Origin of the sequence: Sorangium sp. So ce426 (assembly GCF_051475585.1) — a bacterium.
GTDB classification, from domain to species: domain Bacteria; phylum Myxococcota_A; class Polyangia; order Polyangiales; family Polyangiaceae; genus Sorangium; species Sorangium cellulosum_B.
In genome coordinates, this window is sequence record NZ_CP150341.1 from 2,060,404 (window position 1) to 2,076,234 (window position 15,831).

Here is a 15,831-nt window from a genome sequence, read left to right on the forward strand (position 1 = left end):
GGGGAGGTGCATCTCCCGACCCACACGAGAAAGATATGGAGACCAACATGCGAACCTGTGCCTTGTTGCTTCTTGCGGCCTCTTCGATCGTCGGACTGCTCGGCTGTCACCCTCCCACGGGCGGCGGCGGCGGGGCGTGCCCGGATCCGAGCGATCCGGGCGTCCACTACGTCTCTCAGGATCCGGACGAGTGCGCGCTCATCGACTTCGTCTGCGCGGAGGGACAGCGGCTGATGACCGAGCCCGGGTGCGGCTGCGGCTGCATCGACGAGGAGCCGCCTCCCCCCGCGTGCCCGGACCCGGGTGATCCAGGCGTCCGTTACGTCTCTCACGATCCGAACGAGTGCGCCCTCATCGACTTCGATTGCTCACCACCCGAGGAGCTCTTCTCCGGCGAGTGCGGCTGTGGCTGCGTCGGCCCCGCGCCGGAGGCCTGCCCTGACGCCGCGGATCCCGACGTCCGCTACGTCTCTCACGATCCGGAGTACTGCCACCTCGTCGACTTCATCTGCGCGCCGGGAGAGGCTCAATTCTCCGACGCGTGCGGCTGCGGCTGCGTCGGCCCGGCGCTCCCCGTCGGGCGCACTCAGGGCAACTGATCGCGCCCGCGCTCTGCCGCCCTGAGACAGGTGCTCGCGCGGCCGTCCCGCGGAGCCGGCGCCGCGCGTGAGCCTCGGCGGAAGCGGCCGCTCAGGATTGTTTACATGCGCGCACCCATCGCATCACGCAGGATCGAGCGGCGGCCGGTCGACGAGGAAGTTCTTGAGTCGTTTCATCGAGGACGGTGGTAGGCTCGCCTGGGGATCAGGGGGCGAACGCGACCGGGATGAAGACGGGGCCTGTCGATCAGGGCACATCGAAGGTGATCGGCGTCGCGTCGGTCTTCCTCGACAATTCCTTCAACGCAACGGCCTTTCGAGGCATGCACCGCGCCGCGCGCGCCCGGGGCTACGAGCTCCTCCTCATCTACGCGACGCCTCGGCGCGTCTTCGATCGCGGCGTGGCGCTTCGCCAGGTGGCCGGCTGGATCGCGATGTACAACATCGACGGCCTGGAGGAGCTGCTCTCCGACGGGAAGCCGGGCGTCATCTTCTGCGCGCCCCCGCTCGGAGCGCGCTGCCCGGTCGTCCGCGCGGAGAACCACGACTCGATTCACGTGCTCGTCGAGCACCTCCTCCGGCTCGGACATCGTCGGATCGCTTACATCGGCATGACGGGATCGGACGATTTCCACGAGCGGAGCCGGGCATTCGATCAGGCGATGCGCGCGCGCGGGCTCGAGGCCGACCTCAACCTGCTCTCCGAGTTTCACGAGTGTACGATCTTGTATACCGAGCAGCGTTTCCACGAGCTGCTCGCGCGTAATGGCAAGTTCTGTACCGCGCTCGTGGCGGGCAACGACGAGATGGCGATTGGCGCCATCAACGCGATCCGGGCGCACGGCTACCGCGTGCCCGACGACATCGCCGTGGTGGGGTTCGACGACATCAACGCCGCCCAGCACTGCGATCCGCCGCTTACCACGGTCCGGCAGGACCCGGCGCTCCTCGGGAGCACGGCCGTCGAGCGGCTCATCGACTTGCTCGACGGCGTCCCCCCTCGTGAGCTCGTGACCCGCGGCCCGGCCGATCTGGTGGTGCGTCGCTCGTGCGGGAGCGGTCGCGCCGCGTGGAACGCCGCGCCGGTCGCGCCAGCGATCGAGGCGCCGGAGGGCGGCTGGCAGCGCGCGCTGACCCGGCAGATGAGCCTCCTTTTGGATGGGTCGGGGCGCCCGACGTCCGGCGACGCGCCCCTCGGCTGGCCCGAGGCGGAGGTGATCGCGCAGGGCCTCGGCGCGGCGCTCGCCGGGGACGAGCCGCTGGACGTGGGGACGCTCCAGCGCGCCTTCGCCGCCGGGGTCGCGCACAACGACAAGATCGAGGTCCTGCTCGCGGTGGTGAAGCTCGTCGAGCAGACCGCCGCGCGGCGCCTCGCCGGCGCGCCGGAGCCGGAGGCCGCGCGCCGGCTGGAGACGTTCCTCGACCGCGTGCGGCTCGCGCAGCAGCGGGCCCTCGCCGCGTGGGAGCGGCGGAACGTGAAGAGCCTCGAGCGGCTGGTCCGCGCCAAGGTGCACATGAGCAGGCTCCTCGCCTCGAAGCACGCCTGGACCGAGGAGCGCCTGGAGTGGCTGGCGCAGACCTCCATCGGCGTCGGGTGCGTCGCGCTCTGGGCGGATGCGTCGGACAAGGCCGAGCCGGAGTTCCTCGTCCACTCCGTGTACCCGTACAACACGGACTTGACCGGGCTCGTGGGGCGCAGGTACCCGGCCGGCGACTTTCCGCCGCCCGCCCTGCGCGCGGCTGCCTTGCCGGACGAGCCGGGCGGCTATCTCCTGCTGGTCCCGCTCGTGAGCGCGACGCGCGACTGGGGGACTCTGGTGCTGGGAGGGCTGCACCTGGAGAGCTTCGTGGACAACCTCCATCCGCTGGCCATGTGGGTGTCGCTCCTGATCGCCGCGTTCGAGCACCATGACATGGAGGCCGCGCTGCACGCGGAGCGCGACATGCTGGCCGCCGCCTACGAGCGCGAGCGCGCGCTGGCGAGCACGGTGCGGGAGCTCGGCTGTCCCGTCATCCCGCTGCTGCCCGGGGTGCTGCTCATCTCGCTGATAGGCGCGATCGACGCCGCGAGGGCGCAGCAGATCATGGAGGCCGCGCTCTCTGGCGTCGCGCGAGAGGGGGCGCGGTGGGTGCTGCTCGACGTCACCGGCGTGCCGTATGTCGACGAGGCGATCGCGGCGGCGCTCGTGCAGACGGCGCAGGCGACCCGGCTGCTCGGCGCGCGCGTGAGCCTCGTCGGCGTCGGGCCCAGGATGGCGCAGGGCATGGTCGGCCTCGGGATCGAGCTGCGCGACATATCCGTCTTCCAGTCGCTGGCCGCCGCCATCAGCGAGCTGACCAGGTCAGAGAAGAAGACGAAGGCGAGGCGGGCAGAGTAGCGCCGCAGGGCGCGCCGAGATCGCCCGAATCACTCCATCAGGAGCCTCACCGCCGCGCGCCCGGCGGCCTCGGTCAGCCGCCGCATGTAGTCCCAGTTGAGCCGATCGACCCTGTCGCAGCGCTGGTGGTAACAGGGGTTGCCGTCATCGCCGAAGAAGTCCTGCGATATGGCCACGGCCGGCGCACCGTAGCGCCAGAACGCCGCGTGATCGCTGCGGTTCGTGCAGGCGTCCACCCGGGTCAGGCCGAGATCGCCGCCCGACGCGGCCTCCTCGACCAGCGCGGCCAGATCGGACGACGTGTTCTCGTTGCAGTGGATGACGTGGTAGTGCCCGTCGTCGTTGGAGTCGTAGCCTGTCATCTCCAGATCCAGGACGCCGACCACCTGATCCATCTGCCCGCTCCGGTAGAGCTTGCTCGCATAGGCCCGCGAGCCGAGGAGGCCGTCCTCCTCTTGATCGAAGGCGACGACGCGGAGCCCGATGCTCAGCTTTGCGTCCTTGAGCGCGTGGGCGATGGCGAGCGACGACACGATGCCTGAGCCGTCGTCGTCGGCGCCGGCGTTGCTCATGGAGTCGTAGTGCGCCGAGAGGATGAGGACGCGCGACGGATCGGCGCCGGGCCTGTCCGCCGTCAGGTTGACGCCCCGGCTCCAGCCGCCTTGATAAGCGTGCTCCTCGACGGTGAACCCGATCGCCTCGTATTGCTGGCGCATCCAGGCGCGGGCGAGCGCGCGTCCGTCCTCGGAGCCGCGCTCGCGGATGACCGCCGAGCGGCCGCCGACGGTCACGGGCGCGGCGCCGGAGAGCTCCTTGAGCCGCGCCTCGAGGAACGCGGCGTCGATGTGGAGCTCGGGGAGCTCGGCGGCGTCGCCGCCGAGCCGCGCGCGCGTCCCGGCCGGAGCGCGGGTCGCCTGCCCTGCCGGAGCGCGCGACAGGGCCACCTCGTGCGCCCCGATCGGCTCCGCGTGAAGGCGGTGCGAGCCGAGCCAGTCATGGGGGTCGCGGCCCGTCGGGACGGCGACGGCGGCGATCCCGCCGACGCGCGCGCGCTCGCCCGGGAGCGCCGCGCTGGGCAGCGGCCCCTCCACGAGGTAGAGCGAGGCCCCGCGCTCTTCTCTCAGAGTGACGCTCTGCCGGGCGTCATCGACGCTGGCGCGGGTCACGACGACCTGGCCAGTCTCTGTCGCGAGCCGGTTCAGGAACGTGCTGACCGTATCCTTGCCCACGTGCGAGACGTGGATCTCTCCGGCCGCCGGCGCGCCCGGATCTCCGGACGCGCACGACGTCGAGACGAGCGCAAGGGCGGCCCACAGCGCGGCGACGGCGCTCGAACGATTGCGGCAGGTTGTCATGGCGTCTTCCCCTTTCGGCGACACCGTACGGATCTCAAACGGATTATCCAAGCACTATCTCGCGATGAGTCGAGCTTTGGATCGAGCCGCGTCAAATGCAATGAGGGACACACGAGCGCTCCACCGGAGCTCTGGAGTCATGGTCCAGCTCGTCAGTTCGTGAGCGATGACGAGGCCGCTCGGCCTGTTCGCGCAGACGCGCGGCCCGCCGTCCGGCGCTCCAGTCTTCGCTCCGCGTTTTCCTGTATCCCAACGTTTACGTGGACGTTTACGTTGGTTCGGTCACTCTTCGGGCGGGGTCCCGTCTCGCAGCGAGAGCTGACCTCGCCGGCAGATATCGATGGCGGACGCGAGGATGCGCATCGCCTCCTGCGGCGCGTGGAAGCCGGACGAGTTCTCCGCCTCGGCGAAATCGACGAAGAACTGACATTTCCGCTGCGCCGCGCGCGGCCCCGCGAGCGCCTCTTCGGCCATCCCGGCCTCCTTCGCCCGGCGGATATCGCTGATGAGCGCGGTCACGGCGTCCATCGCCCGATTGCGCGCCTCGAAATGGCGCGACTGGATCGTCTCCACGCGCTGCCGGAGCTCGTCCTCGGGCCACTTGTGGCACGTCTGGCACGCGCGGTTCACGTTGAGGAGCGGGCTCTGCACGTGGTGATCGCTGATCTTCGTCGCGCCGACCCGCTGGTAGGGCATGTGGCAGTCGGCGCAGGCCACGCCGGAGCGCGCGTGGACGCCCTGATTCCACATCTCGAACTCCGGGTGCTGCGCCTTCAGCACCCTCGCGCCCGACTCCGCGTGCGTCCAGTCCGAGTGGCCGCTCTCCTCGTAATAGGCGTAGATCTCGTCGACCTTGAGGCCCTTCGCCCACGGGTACACGAGGCGCTTCTCCGGGCCCTTGAAGTAATACTCCACGTGGCACTGGCCGCAGACGTACGAGCGCATCTCCTGGCGCGTGGCCATCGTGTTGACGTCGTAATCGGCCTCACCCATCGACGCCTTGAGCGCGCGGATCCCCTCGATGAACCCCGGCCGCGTCACCCGGAGCTGCATCGACTCCGGGTCATGGCAATCGATGCACGAGACAGGGTGCGTCACCAGCTTGCGCGCCTCGGGGAAGGGCATCTGGTTCATCGCCTCCCACCCGCGCATCAGGTCGCCGCCGCCGAGCTTCTTGTACGGCACGTACACGGACGCATGGCAGTGAATGCAGGTGCCCGGCTGCTTCGCCGCGATCTGCCGCTCGGTGTACACCTGATCCTCGAGCATGTGGGCGTGCCCGCGCTCCTCCCGGAAGTCGCGCGCGAAGGCGTAGCCCGCCCACATCGTCTTCAGCCGCCCGTCCTCCTCGAGCTTCGATTGCGCGACCACGCTGCGCGGATCGGCCTCCGTCGGCGTGCGCGGCACCGCCTCGCTCCCGCCGAAGCGCGTGCGCTTCTGGTCGACCGTGCGCCGGTAGCCGTCGTACTGGAGGGGGAAGTTCTTCCCCCAGACGGCCGGGTCGTCCATCGTGTCGTCAAGCTCGACGACGCGATAGAACGGGCTCTTCGCCTCCTGCTTGTGCTCGAAGATGTTCACCAGCAGCGCGGCGATCCCGGCGGTCGCCGCCGCCGCGGCCAGCGCCGCGAGCGGCAGGTAGCGCCAGCGCGCCGGCGGCCTGCCGGTGGGCGCGCTCTTCTGCGTGGATCCTTCGTCCTTCGGCTCCGTCATCGATTCCATCCCTCGTGCGGCGGGCGCCCCTCAGCGCAGGTGGCCCACCGATTCATGGCAGCGCACGCACGAGAGCCCCGCGGCCCCGTGGTGCTCGCTGTCGATCGCGTCCACGACGTCGCCGTGGCACCCGCGACAGGCCTCCTCCGTGATGCGCAGATTGCTGGGCTTGATCCGGATCGGGTCCGGGAAACGGCCCGAGGTGAAGGCGAACGAGTGCCAGAACCCGTTCGACGCCTTCGTGGCATATTTACCCAGGAACGTGTGCGGCGCGTGACAGTCGTTGCATCCTGCCACGGCCCGGTGGCTGGAGCGCTGCCACCCGGCGAACTGCTCGTTCATGATGTGGCAGTTGGCGCACGCCGATGGATCGCTCCCCAGGTACGAGGCGCCCTTCGCATAAACGAAGGTGTACCCGCCGAGCCCGGCGGCCACGCCGAGCGCGACGCAGAGCGCGAGGAGCAAGGCTCCTGTGGAGCCGCGCCCGCCGCGCGCTCGCTCGCGCGCCGGCGGCTCCGGCGGTTCATCTCGCCGTTGCCCTTCCGTCATGGGATCTCGCTCGTGGGTCATCTATCGCCGGACCGGTTCATCGATGCTCGATGATCGACCCGCCGCTTTGCAAGGCAGGTGCCGCTACGTCTCGGCCGGAGCGGCGATCGACGGCCCGGCGGCGGGGACGAGCGCACTCGGCGCGAAGGGCGACCGCGGGACGCCGCGGCAGGCCGGCGCACGGGGCCGCAAGGCGTGCGCAGCGGCGCAGATTCCGCGCTGGCGGGCGCGCCCGGCGGCCGCTGTTCCCGCCGCGGCCCGTCTGCGCTAGGGAGCTGGCCAGGAGACGTCACGTGACCGCCCGCTCGCCACGCAGCCAGCCGCCGCCACGCCCGCGAGCGCCGGCCTGCCTCCGGCGAACCACCGTATCCGGCCGCCGGACTCCGAGCTCGGCGCCGGCCGGGGGCGTGCCTTACCGGCGTTATCGCGTCGACGAGCGCACGCTCGGAGGGAACAGGTGATATGACGACAGCTGCCCCGCACCAGAAGACGCCGTTCACGCCGTACCAGCGGCGGCTGTTCTGGTTCCTGAGCGTGGCCTCGTTCTTCGAGGGCTACGACTTCCTGGCGCTCACGCAGATATTGCCCAACTTCGGCGCGCAGATGGGCCTCTTGCCCCGCCACGAGGGGCTGCTCGTCGGGGTCATCAACTCGGGCACGATGATCGCGTATCTGCTCGTGCGCAAGGCCGACCAGTGGGGGCGGCGGCGGGTGCTCTCGGTCACCATCGCGGGGTACACGATCTTCTCCGTGCTGACGGCGTTCTCGCCGAACGTCTATGTCTTTGCCGTCTTGCAGCTCCTCGCGCGCATCTTCCTCCTCGGCGAGTGGGCGGTCAGCATGGTGTACGCGGCCGAGGAGTACCCGAGCGATCGGCGCGGGATGGTGATCGGCGTCATCCAGGCGTTCTCGAGCCTCGGATCCATCGTGTGCGCGGGCGTCGTGCCGCTGCTCCTCGCGACGCCGTACGGGTGGCGCAGCGTGTACCTCGTCGGCGGCATCCCGCTCGTGCTCATCGCGGTCGCGCGGCGCGGCCTGCGCGAGACAGCCCGGTTCGAGCAGGTGGCGGCCGAGCGAAAGGGGGAGGGGACGCCGCCGTTCACGCGCATCCTGCGCACGCCGTATCGCAAGCGGATGCTGCAGCTCGCCTTGATCTGGGGGCTCACGTACGTTTGCACCCAGAACGCGGTGACGTTCTGGAAGACGTTCGCGCTCCGGGAGCGCGGGCTCAGCGACGGCGAGGTGGGCGGCAGCATCACGTTCGCCGCGCTCGCCTCGATGCCGCTCATCTTCGCCTCGGGCAAGCTGCTCGACGTGGTGGGCCGCCGCAAGGGCGCGGTGATCATCTATGTGCTGGCGGCGGCCGGCGTGCTCGGCGCTTACTCGCTGGGCTCGCGCGGCGCTCTCACGGCGGCGCTGGTCTTCGCCATCTTCGGCGCGAGCGGGGTGCTCCCCGTGCTGAACGCCTACATGACCGAGCTCTTCCCCACGCACCTCCGGAGCGACGCGATCGCCTGGTCGAACAACCTGCTCGGCCGGATCGGCTACATGATCTCTCCGATCGCCGTCGGCTTCGCCGCGGAGGAGATCGGCTGGGGACCGGCGGTGTCCGCGACGGCGCTCTTCCCGCTGGTCGCGCTCGCGCTCATCCTGTGGCTCCTGCCGGAGACGCGCGGCAAGGAGCTCGAGGAGACGGCGCGGGTATAGCCCAGCTTCGTGTGTCAGAGATCCGGCCAAGGGGCGCCGGCACGCCACGAAGAACACAAAAATCTCGGCGTCCCGTGGCGCCCTGGCGGTTCCAGCATTCTGGCAGGGCGGGGTAGGTACCACACCACCGGGCGCCGAGGGCAAACGAGCGGGCTGAGACGTGGTTGCTGTCGGAGGCTCACAGGCTGCGGCCCGGCCCGGCTGGTGATCGTGTCATGACGGAGCCCGCCCGCGGGGATCGAGCGGTCGCCGCGGGGCTCGAGCGGTTCTGCACCAAGCCGCAGTTTTTGAGCTCCTGCGGTCTGGAGCTCGTCATCCGTTAATTTGGTGGGAGCGCTGGGCTGGTCTAGATCCGCCCCGTCCGAACGATCCCGATCGGCCTGTACGGAAGAGCCTCACCAACGCGTCGTCGCACGTCTGTGTGCGAGCGGCCGAGGTGCGCACGGAATACAGACCGCCAAGACATTCAGGTCGCCCGCGTCGCCCCTGTCGACGTCGCGCGCGAGAAGTCAGCGAACATGCAACCTTTCACGCTGCCCGACTTCTACATGCCGCATCCGGCGCGCCTCAATCCGCACCTCGAAGGTGCGCGCGCGCATACCAAGGCCTGGTCCTACGAGATGGGTATCCTGGAGGAGAACCCGAAGGAAAAGCCCATCTGGACCGAGCGCGACCTCGACGCGCACGACTACGCGCTGCTCTGCGCGTACACCCACCCCGACGCGCCCGCGCCCGAGCTCAATCTGATCACGGACTGGTATGTCTGGGTGTTCTTCTTCGATGACCATTTCCTCGAGAGTTACAAGCGCACCAAGGACATGCGCGGCGCCAAGGCGTACCTCGACCGCCTGCCGCTCTTCATGCCCGTCGTGCCCACGGGGGCGCCGCCGGAGCCGACGAACGTGGTCGAGCGCGCGCTCGCGGACCTCTGGGCGCGGACCGTCCCGCTCACATCGGTGCACTGGCGCGAGCGCTTCCTCGAGGCGACGAAGAACCTGATGCTCGAATGCATGTGGGAGCTCGCCAATATCCAGGAGAACCGCGTCGCGAACCCGGTCGAATACATCGAGATGCGCCGCAAGGTCGGCGGCGCGCCCTGGTCCGCGGGCCTCGTCGAGATCGCCGTGGGCGCCGAGGTCCCGGCCGCCGTCGCCGCGACGCGCCCCCTCGAGGTCCTGCGCGACACGTTCTCGGACGGCGTCCACCTGCGCAATGACCTGTTCTCGTACCAGCGGGAGGTCGAGGTCGAAGGGGAGAACGCCAACTGCGTGCTCGTCCTCGAGCGTTTCCTCGGCGTCCCCACGCAGAGGGCGGCCGATCTCACGAACGAGATCCTGACGTCGCGGCTCCAGCAATTCGAGAACACGGCGCTCGTCGAGGTGCCGGCGCTCTGCGTCGAGCACGGGCTGACGCCGGCGCAAGCCCTCGACGTCGCCAGGTACGTGAAGGGGCTGCAGGACTGGCAGTCTGGCGGCCACGAATGGCACATGCGATCGAGCCGCTACATGAACGAAAACGCGGACAAATCCGCGGGCGTCCCCGATTTCCCCGGGACGCCGGCGGGGCTCGGCACCTCGGCGTTCCGGATCAGGCTCACGCCCGCCGCCCTGGGTTTGCAGCGGATCAAGACCCTCACCCACGCCCCGTTCCAGCCTGTGGGCAGGACGCCGCTCCCGAAGATCACCATGCCATTCAAGCTCCGCTTGAGCCCGCATCTCGCCGCGGCGCGCCGGAGCACCGTCGAGTGGGCCCGGAGGTTCGCGATGCTCGACGTGGTGCCGGGCGTCTTCGGGTCCGGGATCTGGGACGAGCGCAGGCTCATCGGCTTCGATTTCCCCATCTGCGCCGCGGGCATTCACCCGGACGCGTCCCCGCACGAGCTCGACCTGAGCTCGGCCTGGCTGACGTGGGGGACGTACGGCGACGATTACTTCCCGCTCGTGTTCGGCGCGACGCGGGACATGGCGGGCGCGAAGCGGTTCAACGCCCGGCTCTCGATGTTCATGCCCCTCGACTGCGCGGGCGCCCCGGTGCCCGAGAACCCGGTGGAGAGCGGCCTGCTGGATCTCTGGATCCGCACGGCCTCCCCCATGTCGATGAATTCGCGGCAATCGCTCCGCCGCAGCGTCGAGACCATGACCGGGAGCTGGCTCTGGGAGCTCCTGAACCAGATCCAGAACCGGATCCCGGATCCGGTCGATTACATCGAGATGCGCCGCAAGACGTTCGGCGCCGATCTCACGATGAGCCTGCCCAAGCTCACGCTGGGCGATGTGGTCCCGGCCGCGGTCTTCCGCACGCGGACGATGCGAGGGCTCGACAACACCACGGCCGACGTGGGCGGGTGGATCAACGATCTCTACTCGTACCGCAAGGAGATCGAGTTCGAGGGCGAGATCAGCAACCTCGTGCTGGTCGCCGAGCGGTTCCTCGAATGCGACGCGCAGCGCGCCAAGGAGGTCGTCAATGACCTGATCACGGCGCGCGTGCTGGAGTTCGAGCACATCGTGGCGACCGAGCTGCCCCGCATCCTCGACGAATTCGACCTCGACAAGGCGGCCCGCGAGGCCGTGCTCGGGTACGTCGAGAACCAGCGGTTGTACATGGCTGGCGTCCTCAACTGGCACGTCGTGACGAGCCGGTACGTGGACGCGGAGCTCGAGCGCCGGCCGATCGAACGGGCGATCGACGGCGCGCGTGGGTTTGGCGCCTCTGCGGCGCGTATCAGCAGCTTCTTCGGCGCCGGAAGAGCCGGCGCCGCGGCGCCTGCTGCGAAGGCGGATCTTTCAATGGGTACGGCGCGGTCCGTGCCGGCGAAGCACGGGCGGGCCTAGCCGTCCGGGAAAGAGGGACTCATGTCTATCACAGGGAATCTGGGTTCGATCGATCAGCACCAGACCAGCCTCGCGACGGCGGCCGCGAGGCAGCTCGCGACGACGACCAAGTCGGCGCCGCAGATGCAGGGCATCTCGTCGCGGTGGCTGCTCAAGCTCCTGCCGTGGGTGCACGTCAACGGCGTGTACCGCGTGAACCGCCGCCTGAGCTATGCGGTGGGCGACGGGCGGGTGACGTTCACGAACACCGGCGCGAAGATCCAGGTCATCCCGCAGGAGCTCTGCGAGCTGCCGCTCCTCCGCGGCTACGAGGACGTCGAGGTCCTCACCGCGCTGGCGAACCGCTTCGTGCAGCGTGAATACAAGCCCGGCGACGTCATCACCGAGCGCGGCAAGGAGGCCGATCACATCTGCCTCATCGCGCACGGCAAGGTCAACAAGATCGGCGCGGGCAAGTACGGCGATGAGACGGTGCTCGCGGTCCTCGCGGACGGCGACCATTACAGCTACCAGGCGCTCCTGGAGACGCAGGATTACTGGACGTTCACGGCCAAGGCCGTCACCGCGGTCACGGTGCTGACGCTCCAGCAGAACGTCTTCGACGAGCTCGTCGCCCAGCACCCGTCGCTGAAGAAGCACCTCGACAGCTTCAAGGCGCTCGCCGCGAAGAAGCAGGACAACACGGGCGAGGCGGCGATCGAGATCGCGGCGGGCCACTCCGGCGAGCCCGTCCTCCCCGGCACGTTCGTCGATTACGAGACCTCGCCCCGCGAGTACGAGCTCAGCGTGGCGCAGACCGTGCTCCACATCCACACGCGCGTCGCGGATCTGTTCAACGAGCCGATGAACCAGACGGAGCAGCAGCTGCGCCTGACCATCGAGGCCCTGAAGGAGACCCAGGAGCACGAGCTCATCAACAACCGCGAGTTCGGCCTCCTGCACAACGCCGACCTCAAGCAGCGCATCCACACCCACAGCGGCCCCCCGACGCCGGACGACATGGACGAGCTCCTCGCCACGGTCTGGAGGGAGCCGTCGTTCTTCCTCGCGCCCCCGCGGGCCATCGCGGCGTTCGGCCAGGAGTGCAGCCGCGTCGGCGTCTATCCGCAGAGCATCGAGGTGAACGGCCACCGCGTCCCGGCGTGGCGCGGCATTCCGATCTTCCCGTGCAACAAGATCCCGGTCTCGGAGACGCGGACGACCTCGATCCTGCTCGTGCGCGCGGGCGAGAAGAACCAGGGCGTCATCGGCCTGCACCACGCCGGCATTCCGGACGAGGTCGAGCCGAGCCTCAACGTGCGCTTCATGGGGATCAACGAGAAGGCCATCATGTCGTACCTCGTCAGCCTCTATTACTCGACGGCCGTGCTGGTCCCCGACGCGCTCGGCGTCCTGGAGAGCGTCGAGATCGGACGCGCCCACGAGTGAGCCGCGAGCGGTAGGCGCTCCGCGTGTGCCCCGCGCGAACGCCGGGGACACGCGGAGCGCTCTGCTCTCCGAAGCCCGCAGAAGGAAAGGTACATCATGGCAAACGCCGAAAACCCTGGGATCGGGAACGATGGTGAGCGTTCGAGCCTCGGGACGCTGGGGGCGCGAAGGCTCGCGACGACGACCAAGTCGCATCCGCAGATGCAGGGGATCACGTCCCGGTGGCTCCTGCGGGTCTTGCCCTGGATCGAGGTCACGGGCGGCACGTATCGCGTGAACCGCCGCCTGAGTTATGCCGTCGGCGACGGGCGGTTGAGCTTCGGCAACGTCGGGGCGAAGGTGCAGGTGATCCCGCAGGAGCTCTGCGAATTGCCGCTCTTGCAAGGCTTCTCGGACGACGCCGTGCTCGACACCCTGGCGAGCCGGTTCGTCCAGCGGGAGTACAAGCCCGGCGCGCTGATCGCCGAGCGCGGAAAGCCAGCGGAGACGATCTTCCTGCTCGCGCACGGAAAGGCCCAGAAGCTCGGCGCAGGCAAGTACGGCGCCGACACGATCCTCGACGTCCTCGCGGACGGGGACCATTTCGGGGATCAGTCCGTCATCGAGTCGAACGACGTATGGACCTATTCGGTCAGGGCCGTCACGCCGTGCATCGTGCTCGAGCTCCCGCAGCGCGCCTTCGAGGAGCTGATCTCGCGATCCCCGGCGCTCCACGCGCACGTCGAGTCGCTCAAGGAGCGGCTGAAGAAGCCGCAGGACAAGCTCGGACAGGCGGCGATCGCCCTCGCCGCCGGTCACAAGGGCGAGCGCGCGCTCCCGGGGACGTTCGTCGATTACGAGACCGCGCCGCGTGAATACGAGCTCAGCGTCGCGCAGACGGTCCTCCGGCTCCACACGCGCGTCTCGGATCTCTTCAATGATCCGATGGATCAGCGAGAGGAGCAGCTCCGCCTGACCGTCCAGGCCCTGCGCGAGCGGCAGGAGTATGAGCTCATCAACAACCGTGACTTCGGCCTCCTGCACAACGCCGACCTGAAGCAGCGCCTCCATCCCCGGAGCGGCCCCCCGACGCCCGACGACATGGACGAGATCCTCTGCCGGCGCCGCAAGTCGCAGTTCTTCCTGGCGCACCCGCGCACGATCGCCGCCTTCCACCGGGAGTGCAGCCGCCGCGGCATCTACCCGACCAGCGTCGAGCTCTCCGGCACGCAGGTCGCGGCGTGGCGCGGCGTCCCGATCCTGCCTTGCGACAAGATCCCGATCAACGAGGACAAGACGAGCTCCATCCTCGTCATGCGCACGGGGCAGGAGCACCAGGGCGTCATCGGCCTCCACCGCACGGGCCTCCCCGAGGAGATCGAGCCCGGCGTCTCGGCCCGCAGGATGGAGACCGACGGAAAGGCCATTACGTCGTACCTTGTGAGCACCTATTACTCCGCCGCGGTGCTGGTGCCCGACGCGCTCGGCGTCCTTGAGAACGTCCAGATCGGTCGGTAGTCTCCACGGCGCCGATGACTCTGCATCTCGACCTGCTCCTCCATAACCTCGTCGCGCTGTGCATCGCGATCGTGGTGCTCCTGCTCCTCTCGGAGCTCGTGGTCAGGCTGATCCATCGGGGCTACGCCTTCGTCTTGCGCTCGCCGACGCTGGAGCACGTCACGGCCGACGAGCGCAAGTCGTTCCGGCGTCGCGTCCGTCGCCGCGCGCTCGTCTGGGTCGCGCTCGTCGGCGCCGCGCTCATGGGCGGCGCGGCGTTCGCCGCGGTTCGCGGGATTCGCGCCCTCGACGTGGTGAAGAGCGCGCTCGTCGGGCTCGCCGGCGACGATCCCGCGATCGCCAGGACGCGGTTGCTCACCGCGCTCGGGATCGCCGTCGGCGCGCTCTTCGCCGACGCCCTCGCCCGGGGGCTCGCCGACGCGCTGGGAAAGGCGGTCGCGCGCTCGGACTGGCTGGAGAAGCGGCGCGTGCCGGTCGCAGAGGTCACGATACGCCTGCGCAAGGCGCTCCGCGTGGTCGTCCTCGGCGCCGCCGCGGTCCTCCTCACCGAGAAGCTCGCGCTCGCGCCGGGGACCCAGCGCGCCGTATTGCTCGCCAGCTACACGCTGGGCGCGTTTTACGTGAGCCGCCTCGCGACGGGGATCGGATACCTCCTCCTCGATATCCTCTTCGACAACTCCACGAGGCTCGCCCGTCTCGAGAGCCCGCTCAGGTACCTCGGGAGCCTGTCGCACCTGCTCGGGATCACGAAGCGCGTCGTCGATTATTGCGTGTACATCACGGCGGCGACGTGGGTCGCCGACGCGCTCACGCCCGACACGTGGCTCGCGCAGGCCGGGCGGGTCGGGCTCCGGATCATCGCGATCGTCTATGCGAGCCGGGTCCTCGTCGAGCTCTGCGTGCTCCTCATCAACGACCTCTTCCTCGGGAAGGTGGCGGAGGAGAACCCCCAGACGCTCCAGCAACGAAAGACCCTGGTCCCCGTGGCCATGGGCTTCGTGCGGTACGCCATCTACTTCTCGGCTCTCGTGCTGGGTCTGCGCGAGGCTTCCATCGATCCGACGCCGCTGCTCGCCGGCGCCGGCGTCATCGGCGTGGCCATCGGCTTCGGCGCGCAGACGTTCGTGGGGGACATCGTGGCCGGCTTCTTCCTCCTCTTCGAGAACCTGCTCCTCGTCGGGGATCTCGTGGAGATCGGCGGCATCCAGGGGCGCGTGGAGGAGATCGGGGTTCGTATCACGAAGATCCGCGACGAGATCGGCGTGCTCCATTCGATCCCGAATGGCGAGGTGCGCAAGGTCGCGAACCATTCGCGATCTTACGTGAACGCGGTGGTCGACGTGCACGTGCCTTACGAGGAGGACGTGCAGCGGGTGCGTGAGCTCCTCGCGAGGGTCGCCGAGAAGGAGGTCGAGCTGCAGACGGGCGCCCCGGGGCAGGTGGAGGTCAGCGTGGAGGAGCTCAACGAGGGATCGATCGTCCTGCGTATCAGCGCGCGCGTGCCACCCGGCAAGAACAAGGAAGTGAACGATGCGCTGCGCGGCCGCGTCGTCGAGGAGCTTTGCAAAGCGCAGGTCAGCGCGCCGCGCCCGCGTCGAGCCGTCCTCATCGACAGCCAGCTCTCCGTCAAGAACCCGCCCAGGCGAGAGATCGAGGAATCCGCGCCCGTCGTGCCTTTCTCGCCCACGAAGGACGACTGACGAGCGGTTCGCCTCACGGCCGTGCTCAGCCCCCGACAGCGCGAGGTGCGCCGTGTCCTCGATCCGCTCGCTCC

General features: G+C 69.1%; 10 protein-coding genes. 7 read left to right on the plus strand and 3 right to left on the minus strand.

The window, feature by feature from the left end:
• The first annotated feature begins 47 nt into the window (after positions 1 to 47).
• Entirely contained in the window at positions 48 to 599 is a 552-nt protein-coding gene (locus WMF44_RS07780; RefSeq protein WP_437298490.1) for a hypothetical protein, read from the plus strand.
• 227 nt (positions 600 to 826) lie between these two features.
• Positions 827 to 2,977: a substrate-binding domain-containing protein gene (locus tag WMF44_RS07785; protein WP_437298491.1), complete on the plus strand. Its 2,151-nt coding sequence runs from the start codon at positions 827 to 829 to the stop codon at positions 2,975 to 2,977.
• A gap of 29 nt (positions 2,978 to 3,006) precedes the next feature.
• On the opposite strand, the gene WMF44_RS07790 is transcribed toward WMF44_RS07785, so the two are convergent.
• The 3 genes from WMF44_RS07790 to nrfH form a co-directional block, all read right to left on the minus strand.
• Positions 3,007 to 4,332: a M28 family metallopeptidase gene (locus tag WMF44_RS07790; RefSeq protein WP_437298492.1), complete on the minus strand. Its 1,326-nt coding sequence runs from the start codon at positions 4,330 to 4,332 to the stop codon at positions 3,007 to 3,009.
• Positions 4,333 to 4,614: 282 nt separating this feature from the next.
• Positions 4,615 to 6,042, minus strand: a complete 1,428-nt coding sequence (locus tag WMF44_RS07795; RefSeq protein WP_437298493.1) for an ammonia-forming cytochrome c nitrite reductase subunit c552 — start codon at positions 6,040 to 6,042, stop codon at positions 4,615 to 4,617.
• A 30-nt stretch (positions 6,043 to 6,072) separates the two neighbouring features.
• Positions 6,073 to 6,591 carry a cytochrome c nitrite reductase small subunit gene (gene nrfH, locus WMF44_RS07800; RefSeq protein WP_437298494.1) on the minus strand — a complete coding sequence of 173 codons (519 nt, stop codon included), beginning with the start codon at positions 6,589 to 6,591 and terminating at the stop codon, positions 6,073 to 6,075.
• 462 nt (positions 6,592 to 7,053) lie between these two features.
• On the opposite strand from nrfH, the gene WMF44_RS07805 reads away from it, so the two are divergent.
• The 5 genes from WMF44_RS07805 (at position 7,054) to WMF44_RS07825 (ending at position 15,757) form a co-directional block, all read left to right on the plus strand.
• Positions 7,054 to 8,298 (plus strand): MFS transporter, encoded by a 1,245-nt coding sequence (locus tag WMF44_RS07805; protein ID WP_437298495.1) that lies wholly within the window; start codon positions 7,054 to 7,056, stop codon positions 8,296 to 8,298.
• 518 nt (positions 8,299 to 8,816) lie between these two features.
• A complete protein-coding gene (locus WMF44_RS07810) occupies positions 8,817 to 11,132 on the plus strand; it encodes a family 2 encapsulin nanocompartment cargo protein terpene cyclase (protein WP_437298496.1) in 2,316 nt (771 codons plus the stop codon).
• 21 nt (positions 11,133 to 11,153) lie between these two features.
• Positions 11,154 to 12,560 carry a family 2B encapsulin nanocompartment shell protein gene (locus WMF44_RS07815; RefSeq protein WP_437298497.1) on the plus strand — a complete coding sequence of 469 codons (1,407 nt, stop codon included), beginning with the start codon at positions 11,154 to 11,156 and terminating at the stop codon, positions 12,558 to 12,560.
• Positions 12,561 to 12,656: 96 nt separating this feature from the next.
• A complete protein-coding gene (locus WMF44_RS07820) occupies positions 12,657 to 14,057 on the plus strand; it encodes a family 2B encapsulin nanocompartment shell protein (protein WP_437298498.1) in 1,401 nt (466 codons plus the stop codon).
• Between the two features lie 14 nt (positions 14,058 to 14,071).
• Complete coding sequence (locus tag WMF44_RS07825; RefSeq protein ID WP_437298499.1) at positions 14,072 to 15,757, plus strand: mechanosensitive ion channel family protein; 1,686 nt, start codon at positions 14,072 to 14,074, stop codon at positions 15,755 to 15,757.
• Positions 15,758 to 15,831 lie beyond the last annotated feature (74 nt).

Coding starts and splice junctions, on each gene's coding strand:
- nrfH (WP_437298494.1), bottom strand. CDS start 6,591: ATGACGGAAGGGCAACGGCGAGATGAACCGCCGGAGCCGCCGGCGCGC.
- WMF44_RS07805 (WP_437298495.1), top strand. CDS start 7,054: ATGACGACAGCTGCCCCGCACCAGAAGACGCCGTTCACGCCGTACCAG.
- WMF44_RS07810 (WP_437298496.1), top strand. CDS start 8,817: ATGCAACCTTTCACGCTGCCCGACTTCTACATGCCGCATCCGGCGCGC.
- WMF44_RS07785 (WP_437298491.1), top strand. CDS start 827: ATGAAGACGGGGCCTGTCGATCAGGGCACATCGAAGGTGATCGGCGTC.
- WMF44_RS07790 (WP_437298492.1), bottom strand. CDS start 4,332: ATGACAACCTGCCGCAATCGTTCGAGCGCCGTCGCCGCGCTGTGGGCC.
- WMF44_RS07815 (WP_437298497.1), top strand. CDS start 11,154: ATGTCTATCACAGGGAATCTGGGTTCGATCGATCAGCACCAGACCAGC.
- WMF44_RS07820 (WP_437298498.1), top strand. CDS start 12,657: ATGGCAAACGCCGAAAACCCTGGGATCGGGAACGATGGTGAGCGTTCG.
- WMF44_RS07795 (WP_437298493.1), bottom strand. CDS start 6,042: ATGACGGAGCCGAAGGACGAAGGATCCACGCAGAAGAGCGCGCCCACC.
- WMF44_RS07780 (WP_437298490.1), top strand. CDS start 48: ATGCGAACCTGTGCCTTGTTGCTTCTTGCGGCCTCTTCGATCGTCGGA.
- WMF44_RS07825 (WP_437298499.1), top strand. CDS start 14,072: ATGACTCTGCATCTCGACCTGCTCCTCCATAACCTCGTCGCGCTGTGC.